This is a genomic window from Fluoribacter gormanii, from assembly GCF_900156395.1.
In the GTDB taxonomy this organism is placed as follows: domain Bacteria; phylum Pseudomonadota; class Gammaproteobacteria; order Legionellales; family Legionellaceae; genus Legionella; species Legionella gormanii.
Genome location: NZ_FTNL01000001.1, coordinates 239,220 through 265,412 on the forward strand (window position 1 = coordinate 239,220; position 26,193 = coordinate 265,412).

The following is a 26,193-nucleotide window of genomic DNA, read 5'->3' on the forward strand; positions in this document are numbered from 1 at the left end:
TTTGACTGTTTCTATTTTACAAAAACGCCTACCCTCAAGCAGTTAACTTATCTTTATTAATACCAAGCTCGATTGGTTGATTTTTTAAAAATGATTGTTGCGTGACAAAGCAAAAACCCTCACGACCGTCTTTAGAAAACCCTGCAACCGTATGTGATGATGGATCATTAGCCTTTAAGGTATTGATCAATTTCAAACTCAGCTTGGGTAAACCTACGCTCAGCATACACAAATCATTATCTAAAGGTTTAATTGAAACAAATTGGGACATTTTTACTCTATTGCCCAACGGGTCAAGCCAACCGGCTACAGCAGCACTGGTTGCATCTTTTTCCTTAAGATTTGCAGAGTAAAATCCATTATCATCATTTAACCGACAAAAGGTTGTATTGATCTCATGAGCGTCTTTTTGATCGTTGTTCAATACCAATTTGCCAAACCAGGCTTTATTCCCAGTAACAAATTGCTCTTTATCATCGATACGTAAATGCCCATTAAGCTGACTTGTTTGTAGCACCTGGAGTTTTACCCCTGGACGTAAAATCAAGGATTCATTTACGTTATTCGCTTGCTTTAACATATCAACTTTGAAGTTAAAGCCTTTTTTATCTGCTGTTTTAACACCAAAGATCCAGCTGTCATTGATCGGATTGTAACGAATAAAGGAATAACCAACATGCCAATCAAGTGGTGTTGATTGTTCTATTTTTTCTTTATCTTCGTTAAAAAATACGAGCTGATTTGTTTGTCCATCTATTAAAGCTGCTTTAGTATGGAACTCAGAACCCTGGCGCTGCATTTCAAAAAAATAGCCGTATTTGTCCCCGCTTTCATTTTTTACCATACCAGAAAAAGTCCAACTGCCTGTGGTTGAATCGATTGATTGTACCAGTTGCGGCACTGGTTCAATTTCAGTCGCAAATAATCCTGTACTTACGTGGAACATGATTAAAAATAAAAAACAGCGAATCCAAGCAAACATAATCAGCAATAACCTTTTAACTGTTGATGTAACCACAATGCGTCCCAAAATGCATCATCCAATACGGCGTCTACGGGTAAATAATGCATGTTATCCGAGCTGAATGCTCGACACTTCACAGCATCTTTTTCCGTCATAATAATAAGTGATTTCGTATAATTCAAATCATCTGGCTTAAACTGATAATGATCAGGATAAGAGCAGGTATCGAATTCTATCCCTAATTGCAACAAAGTGGAATAAAAACGTTGCGGATTACCTATTGCAGCAATCGCCTCCCACTTTTCATTTAATTTATGTGGATCAATTTCCTCATCTGTACCTAATTTCTTAATTTTGCCAGGTCTCAATACCATTGGATATGTATTAGATTTGTTTTGAAAGGTTACTGCAGAGTGGGGATCTTTCATCGATACTGTATTCGAATCCTTATGCCACTTACCTTCATTCACCACAATAAAATCAACCAGCTCTAAACGTGCAGCAGATTCTCTCAGTGGGCCTGCCGGCAAACAAAGGCCATTACCTAATCCTCGAGTTCCATCAATAACTGCTATTTCAATAGCTCGTCCCATACGGTAATGTTGCAACCCATCATCACTAATAATGATTTGGCTTTGATGATTTTCCAAAAGATAGCGGACAGCCTCAGTTCGTTTAGGTGCAATCACTACAGGACATTTGGTTTTTTGTGCCAATAGTAAAGGCTCATCTCCAACCTTTATAGCAGAGTCATTAACATGTACTTCATAGGGAAAATGCTTGGTTGCTGCACCATAACCACGGCTAACGATACCAACTCGTAATCCTTTTTGTTGTATTCTCTTGGCCAACTCGATAACTAAAGGGGTTTTTCCTACTCCTCCAACCGTTATATTACCAACAACAATTAGCGGAACTGGGCAGTTTATTTGGCTAAACCGTTGCAAAAAATAGCGCCTGGATGAAACTACACCGGAATATACCCACGACAATGGTCGCAACACCCATTGAAGTGGATGATCCTTGCTGTACCATAATTTATCCAGGAAAGCAGACATCAGGCTACCACATCCTCACGAATCATATCTATGTGCTGCATCCCTTGAAGTTGTGCGTAATAGCCCTTCAAATCAAGTAGTTCTTGATGAGCTCCTTGCTCTATAATACGTCCGTGTTGCATCACTATAATTTTATCCGCATGCATAATCGTCGATAAACGATGCGCAATGACCAGTGTAGTGCGATTTTTCATCACTTCATCCAAGGCGATTTGGATGTATCGCTCTGACTCACTATCCAAAGCAGATGTTGCTTCATCAAGAATTAAAATGGGTGCATCCTTTAAAATAGCACGCGCAATGGCTATCCTTTGTCGCTGACCACCAGAGAGTAATACACCATTCTCACCAATAAGCGTATCATAACCCTCTGGAAAACGGCTAATAAATTCGTCAGCAAAAGCCATTTTGGCTGCTTGAATAATTTGTTGACGGCTTACATCCGAACGACCGTATGCTATATTATTGGCTAAAGTATCATTAAATAATGTCACATTTTGACTTACTAAAGCCATTTGTTCACGCAAACTGGACAAGCTTATTTGATTAATGGGTGTATTATCCAGAGTAATAACACCTTCTGTCACTTCGTAAAAACGAGGTAATAAACTGGCAATAGTTGTTTTTCCACTTCCAGAATGACCTACCAATGCTACCGTTTTACCAGCTTCAACAGTAAAACTTACATCATGTAATATCCGCTCCCCTTGCCTGTAAGCATAAGAGACATGTTTAAACTCAAGAGCCCCCTGTGATCTTTGCGACAAAACGATCCCTTGTTCTTGCTCAATAGGTCGATCCAACATGGAGAATACACTTTCTGCACCAGCTAAACCTTTTTGTATTACGGCATTCAAGGTAGTTAGGGTTTTCATCGGTTTAATTAGCTGGATCATTGCAGCAATAATTGCTAAAAAAGAACCAGCAGAAATAATCACTACTGTAGACAATTGAATTGCTGCTCCAATGATTGCTGCAATACCTATCGCAATCACGATTTGCACCCCCGACACATTAAGCGCCTTACTTGCAGCAACTTTCATATCATTTTGGCGAGAATGCTCTATGGCGTTACAAAATTTTCCAGATTCATAAGCAGCCCCTCCAAATATACGCACTACTTTATAACCCTCAATCGCTTCGCTAGCAATTTCAGTAACCTCTCCCATAGTTTTTTGTACTTTATGACTTATACGTCGAACGCGCTTATTTGTATAGTTCACAATTAAGCCAACAAAAGGAATAGTTAACAGAAACATGAGTGATAACTGCCAGCAAATGACCATCATGACAGTGAGAAAACCTATAATTAAACAAATATTTTGGACAATGTCCGTTAAAGCATCTGCGCTGACCTGTGCGACTTGTTCCACGTCATACAAAATTTTGGAAAGCATTTGTCCTGAAGTTGCTTCGTCATAAAAATCAGCAGGCAAATGAAGAATATGATTAAAAACTTTTTCCCTTAATACTTTAACCACAGAGCGGGCAACCCAAGTCATACAATAACTGCCCAATGAACTAACAAGTCCCCTCAAGGTAATTCCTATTAAAACGATATAAGGAATTTTCTTAATAAAATCCATATCGACATTAATAAAGCTTTTATCGAAAAAAGGACGCATCATGTATGTAAAACCAGCGTCAATCAGGGAATACAAAATGTTGGCAAATATACCTAAAGCCAGTATGGGCCAAAACGGTTTCACATAAGCTAACAAACGTTTGTATAAAATGCTGGTTTTAACAGAAAGTTTCTTTTTCATGACTCAAGTAACACAATCGAAACATGGGTTATTGTAACTGTTATTACAGGGAAGTGCTAATATTCATTAAAATACAAAATGTAACCTGAGAGCGGTATCGCGGCCTCAGGCTATAACTAAGTTACGTCGCTTCGCAAACCTAATTATGCTGCGGCAGCTACAAAATTGGATGGGATTCATGTCATTCCAAGGTCATTTTGATACGGGTATAAGCGCAATGGAAACCTATTTTTTGTACGTTACAATCAGAAACGCTCCCAGGCTCTGTAGTAACCATTGCCCAAGAAACCCCTTGTTGTTTTGCGCTATTCAATCGAGCTTTTAGTAATCTTTTTTGTAATCCTTTCTCTCGATAAGCCGGCAAAGTGCTCGTCACCCCTAAATCACAGAAATCGCCGTGAATGGCAATCGAAGCACCGGCTACAATTACCTCTTTATCATAAACAGCATAAGCGCTTACTCCTTTGGATTGAGCATAACGAGAAAATTGATCTTCAGCTTCAGGAGCATCAAAACCTAAGGCAACCTTTTTGGCCCATTCACTCAATTCATGCGATTCTATTTCTTTAACGGTTAAGGGGTCTGCCGCGCAGTTATGAGGCTGATATGTGTTTAAATCCAATATTGAGACATTGTTTAACTCACTGATGCAATAACCACGCTGGCTTAAAAATATTGTAAGTTCATTCCCCACAAAAGGGCATAATTCAATATCTACACGAGTATGATTTAATGTTTTATAAAAATGTTCTATTCGCTCTATTTCAGACTGAAAATGCGCAAGTTTTGTAGCAAATCCCCACCCTACTACTTGTGACAAGTATGAATCAGCCCCTGAAAAACAAGCAGCACCTCCATTAAGTTCCAATATTTTTCCTTGTGGATACTGCTTGGTTACCTCTATATGGGTTTGCTTGATGCACGATTCCATTTGCCTCGCCAGATCTTTAGTAATGCATTTCATCTTGAATATTATCCTCAGCAAATCGTGGTAAAAATAAAGAAGAGATCATAACCGGACACCATTCACTGTTTTATTTCAATCCTTTTGACAATTCATATACCAAACCAGGTCCTTGATAAATCAAACCGGTATACACTTGAATTAATGAAGCACCAGCATCCAATTTAGCCTGAGCACTGTCACAATTATCAATGCCCCCTACCCCGATCAAGCTCACATCATCACCCACATATTGTTTTAGCAAACGCAAACACTGGGTAGATAACTGCCACAGAGGTTTACCACTTAGCCCTCCAGTTTCCTCTGCATGGGAAACGTGACTCACTCCAGTCCGAGAGCAAGTTGTATTCGTCGCAATAATTCCTTCAATACCATGCTGTAAAATCACTTCAGTCATCTGCTTTAATGTTTCTGAATCTTCATCTGGCGATACTTTAACCACTAAGGGGACATGGCGCTGAAATTTATCTGACAATTTAATTTGTTCAGCCTGTATTTGCGACAATAAATTGGCAAAATATTCCTTTTGCTGTAATTGGCGTAAATCCGGAGTATTCGGTGAAGAAATGTTGATGGTCACATATGAGGCATACTGATATACTTTACCCAGACAAAGAATGTAATCATCTGCAGCATGTTGCAACGAAGTATCTTTATTTTTGCCAATATTAATACCCAAGATTCCTTTGTAGCGTGACTTTTTTACATGCCCTACCAATGCATCAACACCGTGATTATTAAACCCCATACGATTGATAATCGCATGAGCCTCTGGCAAACGAAATAATCTCGGCTTAGGATTACCGATTTGTGGTCTTGGCGTAACAGTACCTACTTCAATGAAGGAAAAACCCAATTTGGCTAATGCATCTAAATGCTCTCCATTCTTATCCAAACCTGCCGCCAAACCGACAACATGTGGAAATTGCAATCCGAGAGCCTCAACAGGTTTTGGCGTCACCTTTTTAAAACAAAACTTGGGTACGTAATGCAAGGCAGACAAACTAAAAGTATGCGCATTTTCAGGATCCATACTAAATAGTAGAGGACGTAACATCGAATACATAAAAAAACCTTGTGACCTGGGTGAAGCGAAGCGAAACCCGGGTTTGGGTTAATTCTGAACTCCTGGTTTCGCTTCGCTTCACCCAGGCTGCATTAATTAAATATCACATTTCTGTGCCCAAACTCGCAACATGGCGCTTTCAGACTTATGTAAATGATAATCAACTTCTCTAATTTCTACACCATAACCTTCCTTTTGCAGTGCCAACAATACAGGACCTAAAAACTCAGAAGTTTTTCCGTCCATATCATTTAAGGGAAAAATTCTTACCTCCTTTGCTACTCTTGCTAATTCACGAATTACATTTAAATGAAATTCGACAGTCTGATCTTCCAAATCTGCAAATAAGTAATTCGTACTTAACGCAAAATCAAAAGAGAAATCGGGATAAGGTAAATGATAATCTGCTGCACCATAATATCGTCCTTCAGCCTTACCTTGCTCGTAATCTGCAAAAAATTTCTTCATTCCATTTCGTCGATGTTCTAGCAGCTGTTCTAATCTTCCGAATCGACTGAAATCAAATTGATCGTGTTGTTTACCTACTTCATCTGCCATTTGTGCAAAAATCATAATCGCTTTGGAGGATAAGGTATCTTTGTCCAAAACAAACAAGGGATCACAACTGACTGCTTGATGCGCTTCTTGAAATTGTTGAGCGTTTACTGCACTGGGACCACATCCATATTCCAATATCTTTGAATTCATATCTTCTTGAGACAAATCAAACATCTCACGATACTCATCAACACTATGTCCCCAGAGTACTAATTTACGCATGAATGACTCTCCTAAATAGATAAAACTAAACGCTGAAACTTTAGCTGTAACTACCTCTAAAAGCTCGGTAGTTTTTCCATTGGCCTAAGATTAGGCGATTTTTTTAATCAGGTAAAGGAGCATTTAAAAAACACTCCTACTCTGAAACTCAATATCAAAATCAATAATATCTAATATCTTCCCACTTTAACTTAGATCAAGCAGTTCAATCCCCTAAAAGCTCATTTCATCAAGGGTTGTTTGAATTGGTTGATCAAATCATTTCTTAAACTTTTTCAATAGAAAAAAAGATCTGAGAAATTCTATTTGCATCTTCAACTTGATTGGGTATAGTCTAACACATTTATAAAAATCAACAGACTACTCACTCTGCATTAATATACGCCGAGTTTTTAACGCTCATTAAAATTTGCATCAAGTAAGTAGTTACAACAACAGGAAGTCAGCTATGTACACAGGACCGAACTATCAACTCGGTGAAACTTACGATATGTTGCGCGACAGTGTCTACCAATTTGCTCGTGCTGAAATTGCTCCACTTGCTGCTCAAATTGACGAAAGCAACACATTTCCCAATCATTTATGGCGTAAACTAGGTGATATGGGGTTATTGGGAATTACTGCCAGTGAAGAATATGGTGGTGCCGATATGGGATATCTTGCACATGTCATCGCAATGGAAGAGATTTCTCGGGCATCTGCCTCTATAGGCCTGAGTTACGGTGCTCACTCCAATTTATGCGTCAACCAAATCAATTTAAATGGTAATCATTCGCAAAAACAAAAATATCTGCCTAAACTTATTAGTGGAGAATATGTTGGGGCTCTGGCTATGAGTGAATCCAACTCAGGATCCGATGTAGTCAGTATGCAATTACATGCTCGTCCAGCAGGCGATAAATATATTCTCAACGGCACCAAAATGTGGATAACCAATGGGCCTGATGCCGATGTTCTGGTCGTTTATGCCAAAACAGACAAACAGGCTGCGAGTAAAGGAATCACTGCCTTTCTGATTGAAAAAGGAATGCCCGGCTTTAAAACAGCTCAAAAACTCGACAAGTTAGGAATGCGCGGCTCAAATACCTGCGAATTGGTATTTGAACAATGTGAAGTCCCTGCTGAACAAGTTTTGGGTGAAGTGAATCAAGGTGTTAAAGTACTAATGAGTGGGCTTGATTATGAGCGTACTATTTTGGCCGCAGGTCCAGTAGGGATTATGCAGGCCTGTATGGATGTGGTTTTACCTTATGTACATGAACGTAAACAATTTGAACAACCCATAGGGGAATTTCAATTCATCCAAGGCAAATTAGCAGATATGTACACTGACCTGGGCGCATCAAGAGCCTATTTATATGCCATTGCCCGAGCTTGTGATCAAGGTAACGTCAGTCGCAAAGATGCTGCAAGCGTGATCTTGTATACGGCAGAAAAAGCAACACAAATGGCATTACAGGCAATTCAAATTCTTGGTGGTAATGGATATATTAATGAATATCCTACAGGACGTTTACTGCGTGATGCAAAATTGTATGAAATTGGGGCTGGTACTTCTGAAATTAGAAGAATGCTTATTGGACGAGAACTTTTTAAAGAAACAGCATAAGGAAGAATGAAAATGGAACAGAATGACATAGTAATCGTTGCGGCAAAAAGAACACCTATGGGTGCCATGTTAGGCAATTTATCAGCTCTTTCAGCTCCAGAGTTAGGAGCAATTGCTCATGTGGCGGCTCTGTCTCAAGCCGGAATTAGCCCAGCAGAAATCGATGAAGTAATCAGTGGTTGTGTTTTATCAGCTGGGATTGGTCAGGCTCCCGCACGACAAGCAGCAATTAAAGCTGGATTGCCTAATTCTTCAGGAGCAACCACAATCAACAAAATGTGCGGCTCAGGAATGAAAGCAGTAATGCTTGCTCATGACTTAATTCGGGCTGGTACTGCCAATATTGTCCTTGCAAGCGGTATGGAAAGCATGAGTAATGCACCTTATCTCTTGAGTAAAGCACGTTCAGGATACCGGTTAGGACATGGCGAATTAAAAGATCACATGTTCCTCGACGGATTAGAAGATGCCTATGATAGAGGAAAGTTAATGGGTGTTTTTGCGGAAGCTACAGCCAGCCACTTTCATTTTAGCAGAGAACAACAAGATGAGTTTGCTACTCGCTCCATGAGTAGAGCATTACAAGCAATAGAAAGTGGTGCCTTTAAGGATGAGATTGTTCCAGTAACTATTAATACACGAAAAGGTGACCTTACGGTAACTGTAGATGAAGGTCCTGATGCGACAAAAATGTCCAAGATATCCCAATTAAAACCCGCTTTTAAAGCAGACGGAACCGTTACTGCAGCGAATTCAAGCTCCATTTCTGATGGGGCAGCAAGTCTGATTTTAATGAGTGCTGGACAAGCAGAAAAACGCGGCATCACCCCAATTGCTCGCATCGTTGCGCATGCCAGCCATTCGCAAGCACCCGAGTGGTTTACTACAGCCCCTGTAGATGCGATTCGTAAAGTGATGAATAAAGCATCATGGAAGCAAAATGATGTGGATCTTTATGAAATAAATGAAGCCTTTGCAGTGGTAACAATGGCCGCTATGACACAACTTGAGTTAAATCCGGAGCAAGTTAATATTCATGGCGGAGCTTGTGCCTTGGGCCATCCTATCGGTGCATCCGGTGCGCGTATTTTAGTAACGCTAATACACGCATTAAAACATCAGGGTAAAAAACGTGGAGTCGCTTCATTATGTATTGGTGGTGGTGAAGCAACCGCAATGGCAATTGAATTAATTTAAAACAGAACATCCCCTATCCTATCTATGGGAGAGGGGATCTTTAATAAAAAAGGATGTTCATGCTACGACACAGTCTTATCTACCTCTTAATGAGTATTTTAGTAGTTCTATTCGCGAAATATGCTCATCTCATTGTTGTCTATATTGATGTATTTTTTACCTATGTTAATTTGAAATTAACCCCTATATTCAGCCAAACAGGCTGGGGACTTGTTATCCGGAAAATTCTCGTTCTTGTCCTGTTGCCTCTCATAATTACCGCCATTCCTGCACTTGCTTATAGGCTTATAAAAGGTGGCGATATGCCTCACTTTATTGCCGTTACCTGGATTATTTGGACAATCATCGTTTTAAGCGATATTTTGGTGCGATGAGGATAGGCATGGCAAAATTAATCAGTCAAATCAATACAAGCAGTCAAGAATTCAAAACAAACCAAGCGGCCATGCAAGGCTTGGTAGATGAGTTACAAAATCGAATTCAGCAAATTGCTTTAGGCGGCGACGAAAAAGCACGAGCTCGTCATTTGAAACATGGTAAATTATTACCAAGAGAACGATTACAACAACTACTCGACCCGGGGAGTCCTTTTCTTGAACTTTCCCAGCTTGCAGCGTATCAAGTTTATGATGATGTAGTTCCTGCTGCAGGGATTATCACAGGAATTGGCTGGGTTTCAGGTATTGAATGTGTCATTGTAGTCAATGATGCCACTGTAAAAGGCGGCACTTATTATCCATTAACAGTAAAAAAACACTTAAGAGCCCAAGAAATCGCTCTAGCCAATCATTTGCCCTGCATTTATCTGGTCGATTCAGGAGGAGCTTATTTACCTCATCAGGATGAAGTATTCCCTGATCGCGATCATTTTGGACGGATATTTTTTAATCAGGCCCAAATGTCTGCACAAAATATTCCACAAATCGCAGTAGTTATGGGATCATGTACTGCTGGTGGTGCGTATGTACCAGCTATGGCTGATGAATCAATTATGGTGAAAAATCAGGCCACGATTTTTCTTGGCGGCCCACCTCTTGTCAAAGCAGCCACCGGTGAAATCATCAGTGCTGAAGAATTAGGCGGTGCAGAAGTCCATTGTCGGCATTCGGGCGTTGCAGATCACTATGCAGAAGATGACGGCCATGCGCTTCATCTGGCGCGAGTTGCTATTAGTCATTTGAACCGCAAAAAACCCCATCAATTAAAGCGTATAGAAACGGTGGAACCACTTTATGACAGTAAGGATCTTAACGGCATAATACCAACTGACCCTAGAAAACCATTTGATATTCGCGAAATTATTGCGCGTATTGTCGATGGTTCCGAGTTTGATGAATTTAAAGCGCTTTTTGGTACAACGCTCGTTTGTGGCTTCGCACATTTATATGGTTATCCCATAGGGATTATTGCAAATAACGGCATTTTATTTAGTGAAAGTGCATTGAAAGGAACTCACTTCATAGAACTCTGTTGTCAACGTAAAATCCCGTTACTTTTTCTGCAAAACATTACCGGCTTTATGGTTGGCTCTAAATATGAAGCCTCGGGCATTGCAAAACATGGCGCCAAAATGGTAACCGCTGTTGCGAATGCCAATGTTCCAAAATTTACTGTAATCGTTGGCGGTAGTTTTGGCGCGGGAAATTATGCCATGTGTGGACGCGCCTATAATCCTAATTTTCTTTGGTCTTGGCCTAACTCACGTATTTCAGTTATGGGTGGAGAACAAGCGGCTAATGTTTTAGCACAAGTGAATCGGGACAAATTGGCAAAACAAGGAAGTGAATGGCCCTTAGCTGAGGAGGAGCGTTTTAAAGAGCAATTACGTTCTCAATATGAGATGCAAGGAAATCCTTATTATGCCAGTGCCCGATTATGGGACGACGGGGTCATTGCACCCCAGGATACACGCAAAGTATTAGGTCTAGGTTTATCTGCATCATTAAATATCCCTATTGAGCCAACCCGCTTTGGCGTATTTCGCATGTAAGGAGCATGTACGTGAGCGACTTGTTATATGAAATTCATGAACACTTATGTTTACTCACTTTAAATCGTGTAAGCAAACATAATGCTTTTGATAATCGGCTTTTAGGCGAAATGCAACATCAACTTGATGCGGCCATTGCCAATTCTAATGTCCGGGTCATTGTCCTTAAAGCCAATGGAAAACATTTTTCTGCGGGAGCAGATTTAAGCTGGATGCAAAACATGGCGCGATATACTGAAGAAGAAAATCTGAAAGATGCCATGGTGCTTGGAAATTTAATGTACACATTAAATAAAAGCCCCAAACCCACGTTAGCCATGGTCCATGGATCTGCTTTTGGTGGTGGTGCAGGACTTGCTGCAGCATGTGACATTACTATCGCATCTCAATCAGCGCGTTTTTGTTTTTCAGAAGTTAAATTGGGTCTGATACCCGCAGTAATTAGTCCCTATGTCGTTCAAGCCATCGGTGAGCGTAGCGCTAAAGCCTTGTTCATGAGCGCTGAGATTTTTGATGCAGCTAAAGCCTTGTCGTTACATTTGATACAACATTGTGTTGCTGAGGATCAGTTGTTGGAATTCACGCTCAATTATGCAAAACAAATCAGCAACAATGCACCCGAAGCTGTCAAAGCATCAAAACAGCTGGCAGGCTATGTAGCAAATAAAAAAATAAATGAAGAACTCGTCAATTATACTGCTTCTTTAATTGCTCAAAAAAGAGTATCTACTGAAGGACAACAAGGACTTAATGCATTTTTAAAGAAAGAAACACCCAATTGGAGCTAGATATCTTGGCTCTCTGGCAGTTTAGTGGTGTAAACTGGATGCAGCGCAGTGCAAGATATTTCTCGGGTTGCTGCGCTACACCCAGACTAAAAAGAATTCAGACTACGTTAGATAATGAACGAGAGCTTATAAAAGTTAAATTAATGAGGCACTAATGTTTAATAAAATTCTTATTGCCAACCGTGGTGAAATTGCATGCAGAATTATCAAAACTGCTCGCTCTATGGGTATACACACAGTGGCTATTTACTCCTCGGTTGATAAAGACAGTCTGCATGTACGCAGTGCTGACAGTGCATATTTTGTGGGTGAAGCACCTGCTAAAGACAGCTACCTGAATATCGCTAACATTATCCATGTCGCCAAGGAATGTGGGGCACAAGCCATTCATCCTGGTTATGGATTTTTATCTGAAAACCCTGAGTTTGCTAAAGCATGTAACGAAGCAGGTATTATTTTCATAGGCCCTTCTGTAGAAGCAATGGAGGCAATGGCATCAAAGCAATTAGCCAAACAATTACTGGAACGAACTAAAGTCCCTTTAACCCCGGGTTATCATGGCAGTGAACAGGCGGAAGACAAATTACTGGCTGAAGCCAAAATAATAGGGTTCCCTGTCTTAATTAAAGCAGCTAATGGTGGTGGCGGTAAAGGTATGCGAGCTGTCTACCATGAATCAGAATTTAGTGCCGCCTTGGCTGGAGCAAAACGTGAATCCATGGCAAGTTTTGCCGATGACACCATGATATTAGAAAAATTGGTACTTCATCCTAGGCATGTTGAATTACAAATCATGGCTGACAATCATGGCAATGTAGTTCATTTATTTGAGCGTGATTGCTCCATTCAACGTCGGCACCAAAAAATTATTGAAGAAGCCCCTGCACCTAATTTATCGGCTTCATTAAGACAAAAACTTGCCGAAGCGGCTTGCGAAGTAGCGCGATCGATCAAATATATTGGCGCAGGCACTGTAGAATTTTTAGTAGATGGTTCAGAACAATTCTATTTTATGGAAATGAATACTCGATTACAGGTAGAACATCCAGTAACTGAAATGATTACCGGACTTGATTTAGTCGCCTGGCAATTGAAAATTGCTGCTAATGAACCGTTACCTTTACCACAAGATAAAATTCAAGCGCAGGGTCATGCAATAGAATGCCGCATCTATGCCGAAGATCCTCATCACAACTTTATTCCATCAATAGGACAAATCAGCTTTCTGCAAGAATCTTCAGGAGATGGCATTCGCATTGATACAGGGGTAGAACGTTCATCTCAAATTACCATGTATTATGATCCAATGATTTCCAAGCTTATTGTGTGGGGAACTGATCGTGATGAAGCATTATCCAGATTGGAACATGCGTTATCCCAGTATTTTATCGGTGGAGTAAAAACGAATATTTCGTTTTTACAAGCTATCTGCCAACACCCCAAATTTAGACAAGCCGAACTCAGTACTGATTTTTTAAGCAAAGAAGAAATTAAACTCCCAACTCCAGACAAAGAAATCGCCCTACTCATGGCTGTAAGCTTTGATTATTTGCACAATGTGAGTTCATTTAAAGATCCATTATTGCAAGAAACTTTTTCCTGGCAATCTCAAATATCAAGTCATTGGATATGGCGCTATAAAGATAAGGATGAACTGATTGAAGCATTTATCACTCCAATCAATAAGAGTCACGTTAAGGTGCAATTCAAAACGCAAGAACATTTGATCCATGCGCATTTGGTCGACAATAAACTTCGCATTGAAACCAAGAGACAAAATTATCACGCTACTGTTGAAAATAAAAAACAATCTCTAACCTTATATACGAGCCAAGGGCAAATTACTATTGAACGGTTTAATTGGGAAACACTAGACACGCAAACCACTGCTCATAAAGGGCAACTTACGGCACCAATGCCAGCTACTGTGGTCGCAATTTTAAAAAATATTGGTGAAAAAGTGAAGGCTGGTGAACGTTTGATCGTATTGGAAGCAATGAAAATGGAGCATACCATTCATGCCCCCACTGATGGTATTTTATTGGATATCTTCTATGCTGTAGGTGCTCAGGTAAACGAAGGAGAGGAATTACTGTCATTAAGTGAAGCAGATTCTTAACTTAGGTTTGGTCATTAGTATCAAACTGGCTGAAGCCAAAATAAACAGGTTTCGCATGTAATCAACGTTCTCCGCCAGCACGTACGACCGCCGCCTCGGGAATATTTAAAGAGATAATTATGGACTATCCACAAAATGTAACCATTATAGAAGTAGGCCCTCGTGATGGCTTGCAAAATGAGTCTTCTTTTGTATCGAGCAAACACAAAATTGATTTAATCAATTTGTTAAGTGAATCTGGCCTGCAATATATCGAAGTAACCAGTTTTGTATCTGCAAAAGCAATTCCACAATTGGCAGACCATAATGAAGTATTTCGTGCTATAGACAAAGCACCATCCATTCACTATTCTGCGCTGGTTCCCAATGAACAGGGTATGGTCAAAGCATTAGAAGCCGGTGTTAAAGAAATTGCTGTATTTACCGCGGCAAGCGAACAATTTAACCAGCGCAACATTAATTGTTCAATTGATGAAAGTATTTCTCGTTTTAAACCTGTCCTCGCTTTAGCCAAAGAAAGCCATATCAAAGTACGCGGCTATATTTCATGTGTCCTCGGTTGTCCTTATGAAGGGAGTGTGGCTCCCAAAAAAGTAGTTGAGGTAACACAAAGGTTATTAGACTTAGGTGTGAATGAAATCTCACTGGGAGATACGATCGGCGTTGGAACACCTCATCAAACCCATCTCTTGCTCGAACACGTGCTTAAACTGTTGCCACTGCACCAATTAGCGATGCATTTTCATGACACTTATGGCCAGGCTATAGCAAATATTTATACTTCCTTACAACATGGGGTCCACCGCTTTGATAGTTCAGTTGCAGGACTTGGTGGTTGTCCTTATGCGCGTGGAGCAAGCGGAAATGTTGCCACCGAGGACGTTCTATACCTAATGCATGGTTTAGGGATAAATACTGGGGTGGATATATTTAAAATTGTGGCGGCTGGCGACATGATCTGCAAGATTTTAGGACGCAAAAATCAATCAAAAGTCGCAAATGCAATGCTGGCAAATCCCTGTACTTAGGACATTATCCAAATTACAACTACTTCTCCTAAACTATCTGAATTACATAGATCATAGCTGATATGAAGTGTGAGAATTAACGAACAATCGTTTCAATAAATAAGAGAGAATGAAACATGAATGAAATCGTATGGAAGCCCAAACACCCTAAAGACAGTAGGATGTGGCAATTTATGGAATTCGCTGCGAAAAAAAACTCCCAGATTTTTGAAAATTATCAAGATATGCATACCTGGTCGACCAAACATCCAGATTCCTTTTGGCCAACACTTTGTGATTTTTTTCATCTACAGTTTGATACAGAACCTTACCAAATCTTGAATCATAGTAAGAATGATCAAATGATAAATTCGCATTGGTTCGCCGGAGCTCAATTTAATTTTGCTGAACAACTGTTATCACGCCAAGACAATCATCCAGCTTTAATTAGTATTAATGAAGATAACGACAAACAAGTGATTAGCTATGAGCAATTATATGCACTGGTTGCACAATGCGCAGCCGGTTTGAAAGAAGCTGGTGTTACCGCAGGTGATAGGATAGCAGCTTTAATGCCAAATACATCGCAAACCATTATTGCCATGCTCGCTGCTACCTCATTAGGAGCAATCTGGTCTTCTTGTTCACCTGATTTTGGCGCGCAAGCTGCAATTGATCGACTCGGCCAAATTGATCCCAAAATATTGTTTATCTGTGATGGACATCAATATCAAGGCAAGAGACACAGTGGAATGGAAAAAATTAAACAACTAAACGATGCCATTCCTTCGCTCAAGCAAATCGTCATTTGCCCCAATATAAATGAACCCATTGATTGTTCTACCTTCCCCAAGGCACAATATTGGAATGACTTTCTTCGGCCCGCCAATCATTGTGAATTTGTTTCTTTACCATTTGAACATCCTGTCTACATTATGTTCTCATCAGGGACTACAGGTAAACCTAAATGCATTATCCATGGAGCAGGCGGAACTTTATTGCAGCATATAAAAGAATTAGGATTGCATACTGATTTGCGCCCTACTGACAACTTATGCTTTTATACTACGTGCGGATGGATGATGTGGAACTGGACCGTTTCTGCACTGGCATTAGGTACAACGCTCACCTTATATGAAGGCTCGCCTACCTACCCCGAGAGTAATCGTCTATTCAAACTCATTGATGAAGAGCGAGTTACTGTTTTTGGTACCAGTGCCAAATTCATCTCTTCAGTAGAAAAAGCAGGAGTTCAACCTAAAGATGAATTTGATTTAAGTCATTTACGTTGTATTCTCTCAACAGGCTCACCACTTCTACCCAAAAACTATGATTACGTTTATGAGCAAATTAAAAATGATATCCAACTTTGTTCTATTTCAGGTGGCACCGATATCATTTCCTGCTTTGCCTTAGGTAATCCAATCCTTCCAATCTATAGAGGTGAATTGCAATGTTTTGGTCTAGGTATGGCCGTTGAAGTGTTTAATGAACAAGGTCATTCGGTTCGTGAAGAACGAGGGGAGTTAGTCTGTACAGCCCCCTTTCCATCCATGCCCGTAGGTTTTTGGAATGATCCTGACAGAACAGCTTATCAACGTGCTTACTTTGAGCGTTTTCCTGGAGTTTGGGCCCATGGTGATTTTGCAGAAATTACTGCCCATAATGGATTGATTATTTATGGACGATCCGATGCTGTTTTAAATCCTGGAGGAGTACGTATTGGTACTGCTGAAATTTACCGCCAAGTAGAAAAAATAGAGGAAGTGGTTGATAGCATTGTGATTGGCCAAGATTGGCAAGATGATGTGCGTGTTGTTCTATTTGTTAAATTACACGACAACATGGAACTTACAGAAGAATTAATTAATAAAATACGTTTAACGATTCGTCAGCATGCCTCACCAAGGCACGTGCCAGCAAAAATATTGCAAGTAGCAGATATCCCCCGCACAATCAGTGGCAAGATAGTTGAACTAGCTGTACGGCAAGTTGTTCATGGATTACCGGTGAATAATTTACAATCTCTGGCAAATCCCCAAGCGTTAGATTATTTTAAAAATCGTGAAGAGCTACAAAAATAAAGGATAGAATAGATGCTTTGTAGATACTGTCTTTAAAAGCAAGCAACTTTTAATGAAAACTTAGCCTGCTTTTAAATACAGTAACTACTTTAATCACCAAGTAAACATTTATCCAATTTATATAATGGCACCATTAAAATCAGTAGCTCTACGTTGTTTATGCTCACAATTTGTGTATAATATTGTAATGGCGTCGATTTGAAATTCAGCTTGCGGACGCTCAAAAAAGAATTCTTTTTTGAAAATACGGCTAAAGCGGATATGTTTGTATTCCTCTAAGTCTCCCGCCCGCAGCATAATCTCAGGTTATAATAATGATTGAATTAAGTGGATTATCCAAATCCTTTTCGGGTAAACTTGTCCTGCGTGACATTAATCTATTTATCCAAGAAGGTGAAATTTTCGGAATCATTGGTAAAAGTGGTGCTGGAAAATCAACCCTATTAAGATGTATTAATCTTCTGGAGCGACCCGATGAAGGCCATGTCATCCTTGATGGCCAAGATTTGACAAGTCTTTCAAGAAAGAGTTTAGCTCTAGCTCGCCACAAAATGGCAATGATTTTTCAACAGTTCAATTTACTCAACTCAAAAAATGTGTATGACAATATTGCGCTTCCTATGCGCATTCAAGGTATAGATGAAGAGTCCATTCGTAATAAAATTGAAGACTTGCTCCCCATTGTTGAGCTAACCGATAAAAAACTGGCCTATCCAGCCCAGCTAAGTGGTGGTCAAAAGCAAAGAGTTGCTATTGCCCGTGCCTTAAGTTGCTCACCTAAAATTCTACTTTGCGATGAAGCAACCTCAGCATTGGATCCAGAAACAACAGACTCAATTTTAGCGTTACTTAAAAAAATTAATGCACTTTATGGCATCACTATAGTGCTCATTACCCATGAAATGGATGTAGTGAAACGTATTTGCAACCGATTAGCAGTCATGGTCGATGGCGAGCTGGCTGAAACTACTGCTCTGGCGAATGTGTTTAATAAAAAAGACAGCCTGGCTCGAAGCATGCTCTATGCTCAGCTAAGCCCACAATTGCCTGAGTGCCTAACCAAAAGACTTGCTGACTATGTGACCGAGAAACCATTGTTACGGCTGTTTTTCCAGGGCGAAGAAGCAACAGTACCATTTATTAGTCGAACAAGTCGTGAGTTAAATCTTGATATTAACATCTTACTCGCCAATATAGACCGTTACGATACAGTAACCTGTGGCGTTTTAGTTGTTGAATTAACTGCACATCAATTTTTACTGGAAGCATTCATTGAACGCTGTGAACAAGCCAAATTAACTGTGGAGGTTTTAGGTTATGTCCTTCCCAATGGCATATGATTTATTTATTGCAACAACTGAAACATTATATATGGTATCAGTCAGTACCTTATTTGCTGTACTACTCGGCTTGCCTTTAGGAACCTGGCTCTACTCGTCCGGCCACATTAAGCCCATGCCGAAAGTGCATAAAGCATTATCAGGTCTAATTAACATGGCACGTTCCATACCTTTTATTATTTTATTGGTAGCGATCATTCCGTTCACTCGGCTCATAGTCGGTACGTCAATCGGAATCAATGCTGCAATAGTCCCTCTTACTCTAGGGGCAACTCCCTTTTTTGCCAGATTGGTAGATAATGTGTATCGTAGTTTACCTTCAGGTCTTATCGAAACCGGTTATGCAATGGGCGCAAACACCAGACAGATTATTTTGCATATCTTGTTACCAGAGGCCAAGCCTGCATTAATTCATGCCATTACTGTGACAGCCATTACTTTAGTTAATTATTCAGCAATGGCAGGAACCGTTGGTGCTGGCGGTTTGGGCACATTGGCCATTAACTACGGTTATCAACGTTTTGATGCTGGAGTCATGCTCTCTACAGTAATCGTTTTAATTGTGATGGTACAACTAACCCAAATGGTCGGAGATTATCTATCAAAACGTTTTTTACATAATTGATCTGAATCACTTTTTTGGAGTTTTAAATGCGGATTTTAGCTTATTGCGTTTTATTATTAAGCCTTGTTGCATGCAACAAACCTTCACCGAATACCCTGGTAATAGGAACCATTGCCGGACCAGAAACCGAGTTGGTTGAAACAGCACAAGAAGTAGCAAAAAATAAGTATGACTTAAACATAAAAATTGTAACATTTAATGATTACAATTTACCGAATGAAGCATTACAGGATGGCAGCCTGGATGCGAATGTCTACCAACATTTGCCTTATCTTAATGCCGCGGTTAAAGCTCATGGCTATACCCTGGAAGCGATAGGCAGAACTTTTGTTTATCCTATGGGAATTTATTCCAAAAAATATAAGTCATTAAACCAATTACCAGAAAATGCGATCATTGCCCTACCCAATGATCCCAGCAATGAAATGCGTGCCTTGCAATTATTGGAAAAAGCACAATTAATTACATTGAAAACGACTCAAAATACTGGCTTAAAAGATATTGCAACAAATCCACATAATCTGCAATTCAAAGAAATGGATGCAGCACAATTACCCAGAGTCTTACCTGATGTGGATGCAGCAGTTATCAACACTACTTTTGCCTTACCTGCAGGATTGAATCCATCACACGATGCTTTATTTAGTGAAGACAAGGATTCACCCTACGCCAATATTATTGTTATTCGTAGTGACTCCCCCAAAAAAGAACAATTAGAACTCTTTGTTAAAGCGTTAAACTCCGAGGAAGTCAAAGAAAAAGCTAAAACATTATTTGGAGACTCAGCCATTCCGGCTTGGTAGAGCAACTTGGGTGTCGCGCATCGAAACCCGGGGTCTGGATAAAATAACTGAACAGAATCCCGGATTTCACTGCGCGACAGCGAACTAGAACTTATAAATTTTCTCTTGCGTCAATTCGCGCAATCAAAACCCGGCTCAGATCTTAATTCTATCTTAATCAAAAAGTGTTATACTTTATAAGAACTAAAGCTCTTGAGGTACTCTTTATGCCTTCACACAGACAAGCGTTTTTTAATTTGCTCAACTCTCAATACAGGAAACGTCAATTCGCACCTGGACAACTTGAAGAAATTTATCAACAGTATCGTGATGATATTACTTTAACTCAAGATCTTACTTTTGGTTTACAGGCATTTGAAGAACATACCAATAAACGAATCACAGATCATAAAGGCTTTAAGATTCAAGTAGGCCCAGAAGAAAGCGACACTCTTGAGAAAGCACTCAAGGGAAGCGAACCCGCGGTGAAAAATGAAGTAAGAACAGAACTTGATAAGGTATTTGCCCCCGAAAATTTTTATGCCCCTGCTCAAGAGAAGTATCAAGAATCAATTGAAGCGTTTAAAAAGCGGGTAAGTAAAGTTCCTGGATATTCAATCGAATTGCTTCGAATAGAACTTGAAAAAATTAACCAGGATGCAAAAAATGCAATAAAAGCGCAACAGAAAATGGAACTGAAGCGACTTAAAGAAACTTTTGAGAAACCTGGATTCATGGAAAATTTCAAAACCGCTTTAGGCAAGGACAACGATGAAGCAGAAAAAATAAAAAAAGAGTTAATAGCCGATTTGGAGAAAAAACATAAAGCTCAACTCGACTCCTTTGATAAGGTCACTCAAGAAAACCTTACAACACTCGACAAAGCATCTGCTCTTGAAAAGAAACAGATCCTGTTTTCGGGCCAACTAGAAAGCTGGGCCAATCAACTTAGTCAAAAAGACAAAGACAAGATGATGCAGGAAATGGAGCGGGCGAGGGAAATAAATCGTGCGAGGCGAAATTTAACTCGGCCAGAGGAGTTAACAACGGCTACAATCGATGTAAAAGAAAAAACAATATCGACTATAAATCCAGCGGACTTAGATTTTATCATTTCCTTATCAGGATCTAAGATAAATCACACAAAGAAGAAAGAGAATGAACCTGGTATTTGGACTGTACAGATGTCGTCTCGAATACTTTCTCCTTTTTACTATTTAAGCCGCCAAGAAAATCCCAAGGTAGATATGTTAACCATGGCTCAGGCAGTACGCGCCTCAGGTTTTGATTCAATCATCTTGACTATTGACTTTGATGATCCGAAAACTCAAAAACAAAGAGCCAGACAAGCCTATGAAGCTGCGCTTGAAAGCGGTTTTGCGCCCGGACCACTACCAGGAGAAGAGTCAAAAGGTGACAAAGCAGTAAAAGGGATTGTACTTAAAGATAGAGAAGGGAAAGAGATTGATCCCAAAACACTTTTCACACCCAGTGAATTACAGGTCCTGCATGAACATGCGAAAGACCGGCGTGAGAAACTTGTAAAGTTACTCGAAGATGCACCTAAGGAAACTGTTCCCGAAGAAACTTCCAAAAAGTTTCGCTCTGACTTAAATGCGGGCAGAAATGAAATAAGGGTTGCTAAAGGCAAGCAAGCAATTAATGAGGCAGAAGAAAAAGCAGTCGAAGAGGACATACAAAAAGTGCTTAATCCTTCTTAAAAATTAACCTGGTCTTTCAGAATTTCTAAAATGAAAGCCCAGGTACACATCTTTGCAGTGTTCGCAACATGATGCTCAAAAAATTCCACTGTCCCTTCAGCACGTTTTCTGTTATTTTATTAAGTTCACTACGGGTTAAGCTAAGGAGATGGCTATGAATACTAGTGAATTTGAGGAACAAGTAAACGATATGGAAGAAGTTAGTATCGAAACGATTATAACTCCTGAAACAAGTCCTTCGACTAAATTGGAACGAAGAAGAAAAATAGAGGATTTGTTCGAAGAAAAGCGCCTCCGCGATGAGCTTGCAGAGTTCGGTTAAATTTGTAGCGCTGATATCCTAAGTGAAATGAAGGCGTAACGCGGGGTACAGGCCTATTTCCCCTAGTTTCGCTTCAATTCACCCAGACTGCCATTACTCATTTACTTTTAAATTAGAAAAATAGATATCAAATCGAACTGTTTTTCCCTCTACTGCAGCATTTGCTGGTAATAATGGTTTTGCTTTTTGTGGCCATTTTACAACGACCTTTTGTTTCGTATGAGATATTGCTATTTGAATTAACTCCAATGCATCCTCATCTGCACCGATTATTTGTTGTAACGCTTGCATATCTTTTTTTACCAATGCGGATTTACTTCGTTCAGGATGCATTGGATCAATATAAATAATGTCAGGATAATCGTCCGTCGTTAATGAGCTTAAATAGGAATGAGCATCGCCAGCATGAACCTTCAACCGCAGTTGTTGTCGATCTGACTCAGTTCGGCGCAATAAAGCATCTGATAATAAGGAAGCCATTACAGGATGACGTTCGAGCATTAATACTTCGGCCCCAAAACTGGCTAAAATGGCAGAATCACGCCCCCAACCTGCAGTTGCATCAATAATTTTAAGTTCAGGAGATGGCTTACAGGCACGGACTAATCCTTGTTTTTTTCCCTCAGACTTTCTTTTACTCCAAAATGCGGCACTGAATTCAGCAAACATTGGGGAAAATCCCGGTATTTTTAATGTCAGTTTCTCTTCAGTAACAAAAAGACAAGGACTAGCGTTTTTGTCTAATACAAAATTCAATTCCTCTGCGAGTGCCTTTGCTTTGTCGTGCAGGTTCTCATGTTCATAACCTACTACTGAAATATCGATCATATTTGCTAACCGTAAGAATTATTTCAATTGTATCTGGGTATTGCATCTATGCCATTAAGTTAAGAATTTTTGTCATTCCTGCGAAGGCGGAAATCTATTCTTAAAATGGTACTTTGCCTTGCTAGAAATGGCTTCCCGCCTTCGCGGGAATGACAATTTTTTCTTATAATGACAGTCGTCTAGAGCTCAGATCCAAGATAATGTATTACCCCATCTGTAACAATGAAATATCTGCAACACCTTGCAATAAATCCTGTAGACGTGCTAAAAGCGCTAAACGGTTGGCTTTTATTGCCCGATCTTCAACCATTACCATGACTTTATCAAAAAACAGATCTACCGGTTCTTTAAGGCTAGCTAGTAACTTCAATAATGGGCCATAATCGGCAGAACGATATAAAGTCTCTACTGCTCGTTCAACCTGATTAATGTGTATATATAAAAACTTTTCCGGCTCCTCAGTAAAAAGTTGCTCATTCACTGGTGATAAAGTTTGTCTTCCTGCTTGTGAAAGTAAATTGTTCACGCGCTTACACGCAGCAGAAAGAGAGGCTGCTTCGGGTAATTTTACAAATAACTGCAAAGCACTTAAACGCTTATCCAGATCATACAGCCAATCATCCTGACGAGCTCGAACTGCATACACTAAATCAACACTTAGACCTTGGCCTTGATAATAGGATTGTAACCGTTCCAGAATAAAAGATTTCAACTCATTCGATAAATTAGGTTCAACAGATATTTGAGTTCCATAATGAATTATTGCTTGCTCAATCAGGGTAATTAAGTTGAGTTGTGCTGATGTTGCAATGAGTAATCGAACAACAGCTAAAGCATGACGGCGTAATTTAAATGGATCTTTTACTCCAGAAGGTTTTTGGCCTATGGCAAAAATACCAACTAAAGTATCGATCCTGTCTGCTAGTGATAAAGTCAAACCCAAATCAGATTTAGGTAAACTGTCTGCAGCGAAACGAGGCATATATTGTTCATTTAAAGCTTGAGCAACACCTTGATCTTCGCCATCGTTTAGTGCGTAATAATATCCCATTAATCCCTGCAACTCAGGAAATTCACCCACCATTCCGGTTAGCAAATCGCATTTGCTCAACTGTGCTGCACGTTGTGCCTGATGTAAGCTTAAATGTAAAGCGGGACTTAAATAAGTCATCATTGCTTCAATTCGCAGTGCTTTATCCTTTAAACTACCTAGTTTTGCTTGAAAAACAACCTGTTCTGTACCCGGTATATGCTGACTTAAAGGCAATTTTTTATCTTGTTTAAAAAAGAATGCAGCGTCACTTAAACGCGCTCGCATTACTTTTTCATTTCCTAAAATAACTTGTTTAGGGTTGGTGCTAGCAATGTTTGACACTGTAATAAAATGAGGCAGTAACTTCCCTTGCTTATCCTTTAAAGCGAAACATTTTTGATGTGATTGCATCGAAGCAATTAATGATTCAGCAGGAACCTCAAGAAATTCTTTTTCAAAATTAGCCATCAGAGCCTGAGGCCATTCAACAATTGAAGTTACTTCATCAAGCAAATCTTCAGGCATAATTGCTGTAGCCTGAATGGATGCAGCTAACTCCTCTACTTGCTTTTTAATCATTTGCTTTCTGGTAGAAAAATCAGCAAGAACAAACGCTTCGTTCATTTGCGATTCATAGCTTTGCGCAGAGTTAATTGCAATGTGTTGTGGGTGATGAAAACGATGTCCCCTACTGTCACGGCCACTTTTAATTCCCAAAAGAGTATGCTCTATTACTTCATCCCCATAAAGCATTACAGCCCAGTGAACAGGGCGAGCAAATTCCTCATCCCCCGCTCCCCAACGCATGGGTTTAGCAATTGGCAAAGCAGCTAGAGACTGATTAACCAAGGCAGGTAACAATTTTTTGGTTTTATTACCCTGACTTCGTGTCTCAAAAACAATCCAGTCGCCTTTTTCAGTTTGAATTTGAGATAATTGTTCTACTTCTACACCACATGATTTGGCAAAACCTAATAAGGCTTGTGTAGGTTTTCCTTCCTTGTCATAAGCAGCAGCTACTGCAGGACCTCGACGGGTCACGTTTTGGCTTTTTTGTTCTTCTTGCAAATCAAAGATAGCAATCGCGATACGCCTTGGTGTAGCAAAACGTTTTACTTGTCCATAACTCAATTGTGCTTTATCCAATGCAGCCAATAACTGATTAGCAAATTCATCAGCCAGAGGCCAAACCGAACCAGAAGGTAACTCTTCACAACCTAATTCAAAAATAAAATCATTGACCATCACACACCTTTTGGTTAAGCATAGGAAAGCCCAAAGCTTCGCGAGCCTGATAATAAGCTTGCGCTACTGCTCTTGATAAATGTCTTACGCGTAAGATATAACGCTGCCTTTCAGTAACAGATATTGCTTTGCGTGCATCGAGTAAGTTAAATGAATGCGATGCTTTAATTACCATTTCATAAGCAGGAAGTGGTAATTGTAACTCAATCAACTTTTGCGCCTCACTTTCATAATAATCAAACTGTTTAAATAACTCTTCTACATTAGCATGTTCAAAATTATAAGCAGACATTTCCACTTCATTTTGATGGAACACGTTACCATAAGTTATAGTGCCATTCGCTGTATTACTCCAAGGCAGATCAAATAAGTTGTCCACCCCTAATATATACATAGCCAAACGCTCCAATCCATAAGTCAACTCACCAGTTACAGGCTTACACGCTAAGCCACCTGCCTGTTGAAAATAGGTAAATTGGGATACCTCCATACCGTTTTGCCAAACCTCCCAACCTAGCCCCCAAGCACCTAAAGTAGGAGACTCCCAGTTGTCTTCAACAAACCGAATGTCATCAGCCAAAGGGTCAACTCCTAGGGCACGCAATGAATCCAGATATTTATCTTGGATATCTAAAGGAGAAGGTTTGAGTACCACTTGAAATTGGTAATAATGTTGCACTCGATTTGGATTATCTCCATAACGCCCATCAGTAGGTCTTCGAGAAGGCTGTACATAAGCAGCTGACCAAGGCTCAGGGCCTATTGCCCGTAAAAACGTTGCTGGATGAAATGTACCCGCGCCAACTTCCATATCAAAAGGTTGCAATATAACACATCCCTGAGCAGCCCAATATTGCTGCAAAGTAAGAATAATATCCTGAAATGTAGATGGTTTTGTCATGAAA

The 26,193-nt window shown here is 39.9% G+C and carries 22 protein-coding genes; 13 read left to right on the forward strand and 9 right to left on the reverse strand.

The window, feature by feature from the left end; genetic code table 11:
• Positions 1-34: 34 nt before the first annotated feature.
• The 6 genes from BW930_RS01020 to BW930_RS01045 form a co-directional block, all read right to left on the reverse strand.
• Positions 35-982 (reverse strand): hypothetical protein, encoded by a 948-nt coding sequence (locus BW930_RS01020; RefSeq protein WP_058467857.1) that lies wholly within the window; start codon positions 980-982, stop codon positions 35-37.
• 2 nt (positions 983-984) lie between these two features.
• Positions 985-2,022, reverse strand: a complete 1,038-nt coding sequence (gene lpxK / locus BW930_RS01025; RefSeq protein WP_058467856.1) for a tetraacyldisaccharide 4'-kinase — start codon at positions 2,020-2,022, stop codon at positions 985-987.
• The gene (gene msbA, locus BW930_RS01030; protein WP_058467855.1) at positions 2,022-3,788 is read right to left on the reverse strand and encodes a lipid A export permease/ATP-binding protein MsbA; all 1,767 of its coding nucleotides are present in this window, start codon (positions 3,786-3,788) and stop codon (positions 2,022-2,024) included. The genes lpxK and msbA overlap by 1 nt, the downstream gene beginning before the upstream one ends.
• A 181-nt stretch (positions 3,789-3,969) precedes the next feature.
• The gene (locus BW930_RS01035) at positions 3,970-4,752 is read right to left on the reverse strand and encodes a GNAT family N-acetyltransferase (RefSeq protein ID WP_058467854.1); all 783 of its coding nucleotides are present in this window, start codon (positions 4,750-4,752) and stop codon (positions 3,970-3,972) included.
• A gap of 70 nt (positions 4,753-4,822) precedes the next feature.
• A complete protein-coding gene (locus BW930_RS01040) occupies positions 4,823-5,818 on the reverse strand; it encodes a quinone-dependent dihydroorotate dehydrogenase (RefSeq protein WP_058467853.1) in 996 nt (331 codons plus the stop codon).
• A gap of 96 nt (positions 5,819-5,914) precedes the next feature.
• Positions 5,915-6,598 (reverse strand): hypothetical protein, encoded by a 684-nt coding sequence (locus BW930_RS01045; RefSeq protein ID WP_058467852.1) that lies wholly within the window; start codon positions 6,596-6,598, stop codon positions 5,915-5,917.
• A gap of 448 nt (positions 6,599-7,046) precedes the next feature.
• On the opposite strand from BW930_RS01045, the gene BW930_RS01050 reads away from it, so the two are divergent.
• From BW930_RS01050 to BW930_RS17070, 13 genes are all read left to right on the forward strand, one after another.
• On the forward strand, positions 7,047-8,207 hold the full coding sequence (locus tag BW930_RS01050; protein WP_058467851.1) for an isovaleryl-CoA dehydrogenase: 1,161 nt from the start codon (positions 7,047-7,049) through the stop codon (positions 8,205-8,207).
• Between the two features lie 12 nt (positions 8,208-8,219).
• Entirely contained in the window at positions 8,220-9,404 is a 1,185-nt protein-coding gene (locus BW930_RS01055) for an acetyl-CoA C-acyltransferase (RefSeq protein ID WP_058467850.1), read from the forward strand.
• A gap of 59 nt (positions 9,405-9,463) precedes the next feature.
• On the forward strand, positions 9,464-9,778 hold the full coding sequence (locus tag BW930_RS01060; protein ID WP_058467849.1) for a hypothetical protein: 315 nt from the start codon (positions 9,464-9,466) through the stop codon (positions 9,776-9,778).
• A gap of 8 nt (positions 9,779-9,786) precedes the next feature.
• Positions 9,787-11,394 carry a carboxyl transferase domain-containing protein gene (locus BW930_RS01065; RefSeq protein WP_058467848.1) on the forward strand — a complete coding sequence of 536 codons (1,608 nt, stop codon included), beginning with the start codon at positions 9,787-9,789 and terminating at the stop codon, positions 11,392-11,394.
• Positions 11,395-11,405: 11 nt separating this feature from the next.
• The gene (locus tag BW930_RS01070) at positions 11,406-12,182 is read left to right on the forward strand and encodes an enoyl-CoA hydratase-related protein (RefSeq protein ID WP_058467847.1); all 777 of its coding nucleotides are present in this window, start codon (positions 11,406-11,408) and stop codon (positions 12,180-12,182) included.
• A 154-nt stretch (positions 12,183-12,336) separates the two neighbouring features.
• Complete coding sequence (locus BW930_RS01075) at positions 12,337-14,301, forward strand: acetyl/propionyl/methylcrotonyl-CoA carboxylase subunit alpha (protein ID WP_058467846.1); 1,965 nt, start codon at positions 12,337-12,339, stop codon at positions 14,299-14,301.
• Positions 14,302-14,420: 119 nt separating this feature from the next.
• Positions 14,421-15,329, forward strand: a complete 909-nt coding sequence (locus tag BW930_RS01080; RefSeq protein WP_058467845.1) for a hydroxymethylglutaryl-CoA lyase — start codon at positions 14,421-14,423, stop codon at positions 15,327-15,329.
• Between the two features lie 116 nt (positions 15,330-15,445).
• Positions 15,446-17,392 carry an acetoacetate--CoA ligase gene (locus BW930_RS01085; RefSeq protein WP_058467844.1) on the forward strand — a complete coding sequence of 649 codons (1,947 nt, stop codon included), beginning with the start codon at positions 15,446-15,448 and terminating at the stop codon, positions 17,390-17,392.
• Positions 17,393-17,706: 314 nt separating this feature from the next.
• Positions 17,707-18,732 carry a methionine ABC transporter ATP-binding protein gene (locus BW930_RS01095; RefSeq protein WP_058467842.1) on the forward strand — a complete coding sequence of 342 codons (1,026 nt, stop codon included), beginning with the start codon at positions 17,707-17,709 and terminating at the stop codon, positions 18,730-18,732.
• A complete protein-coding gene (locus BW930_RS01100) occupies positions 18,710-19,357 on the forward strand; it encodes a methionine ABC transporter permease (protein ID WP_058467841.1) in 648 nt (215 codons plus the stop codon). The genes BW930_RS01095 and BW930_RS01100 overlap by 23 nt, the downstream gene beginning before the upstream one ends.
• 26 nt (positions 19,358-19,383) lie before the next feature.
• A complete protein-coding gene (locus BW930_RS01105; RefSeq protein ID WP_058467840.1) occupies positions 19,384-20,160 on the forward strand; it encodes a MetQ/NlpA family ABC transporter substrate-binding protein in 777 nt (258 codons plus the stop codon).
• Between the two features lie 206 nt (positions 20,161-20,366).
• Positions 20,367-21,860, forward strand: a complete 1,494-nt coding sequence (locus tag BW930_RS01110; RefSeq protein ID WP_058467839.1) for a hypothetical protein — start codon at positions 20,367-20,369, stop codon at positions 21,858-21,860.
• Between the two features lie 154 nt (positions 21,861-22,014).
• Positions 22,015-22,182, forward strand: coding sequence for a PA3496 family putative envelope integrity protein (locus BW930_RS17070; protein ID WP_165481609.1), 168 nt, complete (start codon positions 22,015-22,017; stop codon positions 22,180-22,182).
• Between the two features lie 93 nt (positions 22,183-22,275).
• On the opposite strand, the gene BW930_RS01115 is transcribed toward BW930_RS17070, so the two are convergent.
• The 3 genes from BW930_RS01115 to glyQ form a co-directional block, all read right to left on the reverse strand.
• Positions 22,276-23,010, reverse strand: coding sequence for a class I SAM-dependent methyltransferase (locus tag BW930_RS01115; protein ID WP_058467838.1), 735 nt, complete (start codon positions 23,008-23,010; stop codon positions 22,276-22,278).
• A 205-nt stretch (positions 23,011-23,215) separates the two neighbouring features.
• Positions 23,216-25,288, reverse strand: coding sequence for a glycine--tRNA ligase subunit beta (gene glyS / locus BW930_RS01120; RefSeq protein WP_058467837.1), 2,073 nt, complete (start codon positions 25,286-25,288; stop codon positions 23,216-23,218).
• Positions 25,278-26,189, reverse strand: coding sequence for a glycine--tRNA ligase subunit alpha (glyQ, locus tag BW930_RS01125; protein WP_058467836.1), 912 nt, complete (start codon positions 26,187-26,189; stop codon positions 25,278-25,280). The genes glyS and glyQ overlap by 11 nt, the downstream gene beginning before the upstream one ends.
• Positions 26,190-26,193 lie beyond the last annotated feature (4 nt).

Bases quoted from the DNA above. Each gene is read 5' to 3' on its own strand.
- BW930_RS01020 (WP_058467857.1), bottom strand. From the start codon at position 982: ATGTTTGCTTGGATTCGCTGTTTTTTATTTTTAATCATGTTCCACGTA.
- lpxK (WP_058467856.1), bottom strand. From the start codon at position 2,022: ATGTCTGCTTTCCTGGATAAATTATGGTACAGCAAGGATCATCCACTT.
- msbA (WP_058467855.1), bottom strand. From the start codon at position 3,788: ATGAAAAAGAAACTTTCTGTTAAAACCAGCATTTTATACAAACGTTTG.
- BW930_RS01035 (WP_058467854.1), bottom strand. From the start codon at position 4,752: ATGAAATGCATTACTAAAGATCTGGCGAGGCAAATGGAATCGTGCATC.
- BW930_RS01040 (WP_058467853.1), bottom strand. From the start codon at position 5,818: ATGTATTCGATGTTACGTCCTCTACTATTTAGTATGGATCCTGAAAAT.
- BW930_RS01045 (WP_058467852.1), bottom strand. From the start codon at position 6,598: ATGCGTAAATTAGTACTCTGGGGACATAGTGTTGATGAGTATCGTGAG.
- BW930_RS01050 (WP_058467851.1), top strand. From the start codon at position 7,047: ATGTACACAGGACCGAACTATCAACTCGGTGAAACTTACGATATGTTG.
- BW930_RS01055 (WP_058467850.1), top strand. From the start codon at position 8,220: ATGGAACAGAATGACATAGTAATCGTTGCGGCAAAAAGAACACCTATG.
- BW930_RS01060 (WP_058467849.1), top strand. From the start codon at position 9,464: ATGCTACGACACAGTCTTATCTACCTCTTAATGAGTATTTTAGTAGTT.
- BW930_RS01065 (WP_058467848.1), top strand. From the start codon at position 9,787: ATGGCAAAATTAATCAGTCAAATCAATACAAGCAGTCAAGAATTCAAA.
- BW930_RS01075 (WP_058467846.1), top strand. From the start codon at position 12,337: ATGTTTAATAAAATTCTTATTGCCAACCGTGGTGAAATTGCATGCAGA.
- BW930_RS01080 (WP_058467845.1), top strand. From the start codon at position 14,421: ATGGACTATCCACAAAATGTAACCATTATAGAAGTAGGCCCTCGTGAT.
- BW930_RS01085 (WP_058467844.1), top strand. From the start codon at position 15,446: ATGAATGAAATCGTATGGAAGCCCAAACACCCTAAAGACAGTAGGATG.
- BW930_RS01095 (WP_058467842.1), top strand. From the start codon at position 17,707: ATGATTGAATTAAGTGGATTATCCAAATCCTTTTCGGGTAAACTTGTC.
- BW930_RS01100 (WP_058467841.1), top strand. From the start codon at position 18,710: ATGTCCTTCCCAATGGCATATGATTTATTTATTGCAACAACTGAAACA.
- BW930_RS01105 (WP_058467840.1), top strand. From the start codon at position 19,384: ATGCGGATTTTAGCTTATTGCGTTTTATTATTAAGCCTTGTTGCATGC.
- BW930_RS01110 (WP_058467839.1), top strand. From the start codon at position 20,367: ATGCCTTCACACAGACAAGCGTTTTTTAATTTGCTCAACTCTCAATAC.
- BW930_RS17070 (WP_165481609.1), top strand. From the start codon at position 22,015: ATGAATACTAGTGAATTTGAGGAACAAGTAAACGATATGGAAGAAGTT.
- BW930_RS01115 (WP_058467838.1), bottom strand. From the start codon at position 23,010: ATGATCGATATTTCAGTAGTAGGTTATGAACATGAGAACCTGCACGAC.
- glyS (WP_058467837.1), bottom strand. From the start codon at position 25,288: ATGGTCAATGATTTTATTTTTGAATTAGGTTGTGAAGAGTTACCTTCT.
- glyQ (WP_058467836.1), bottom strand. From the start codon at position 26,189: ATGACAAAACCATCTACATTTCAGGATATTATTCTTACTTTGCAGCAA.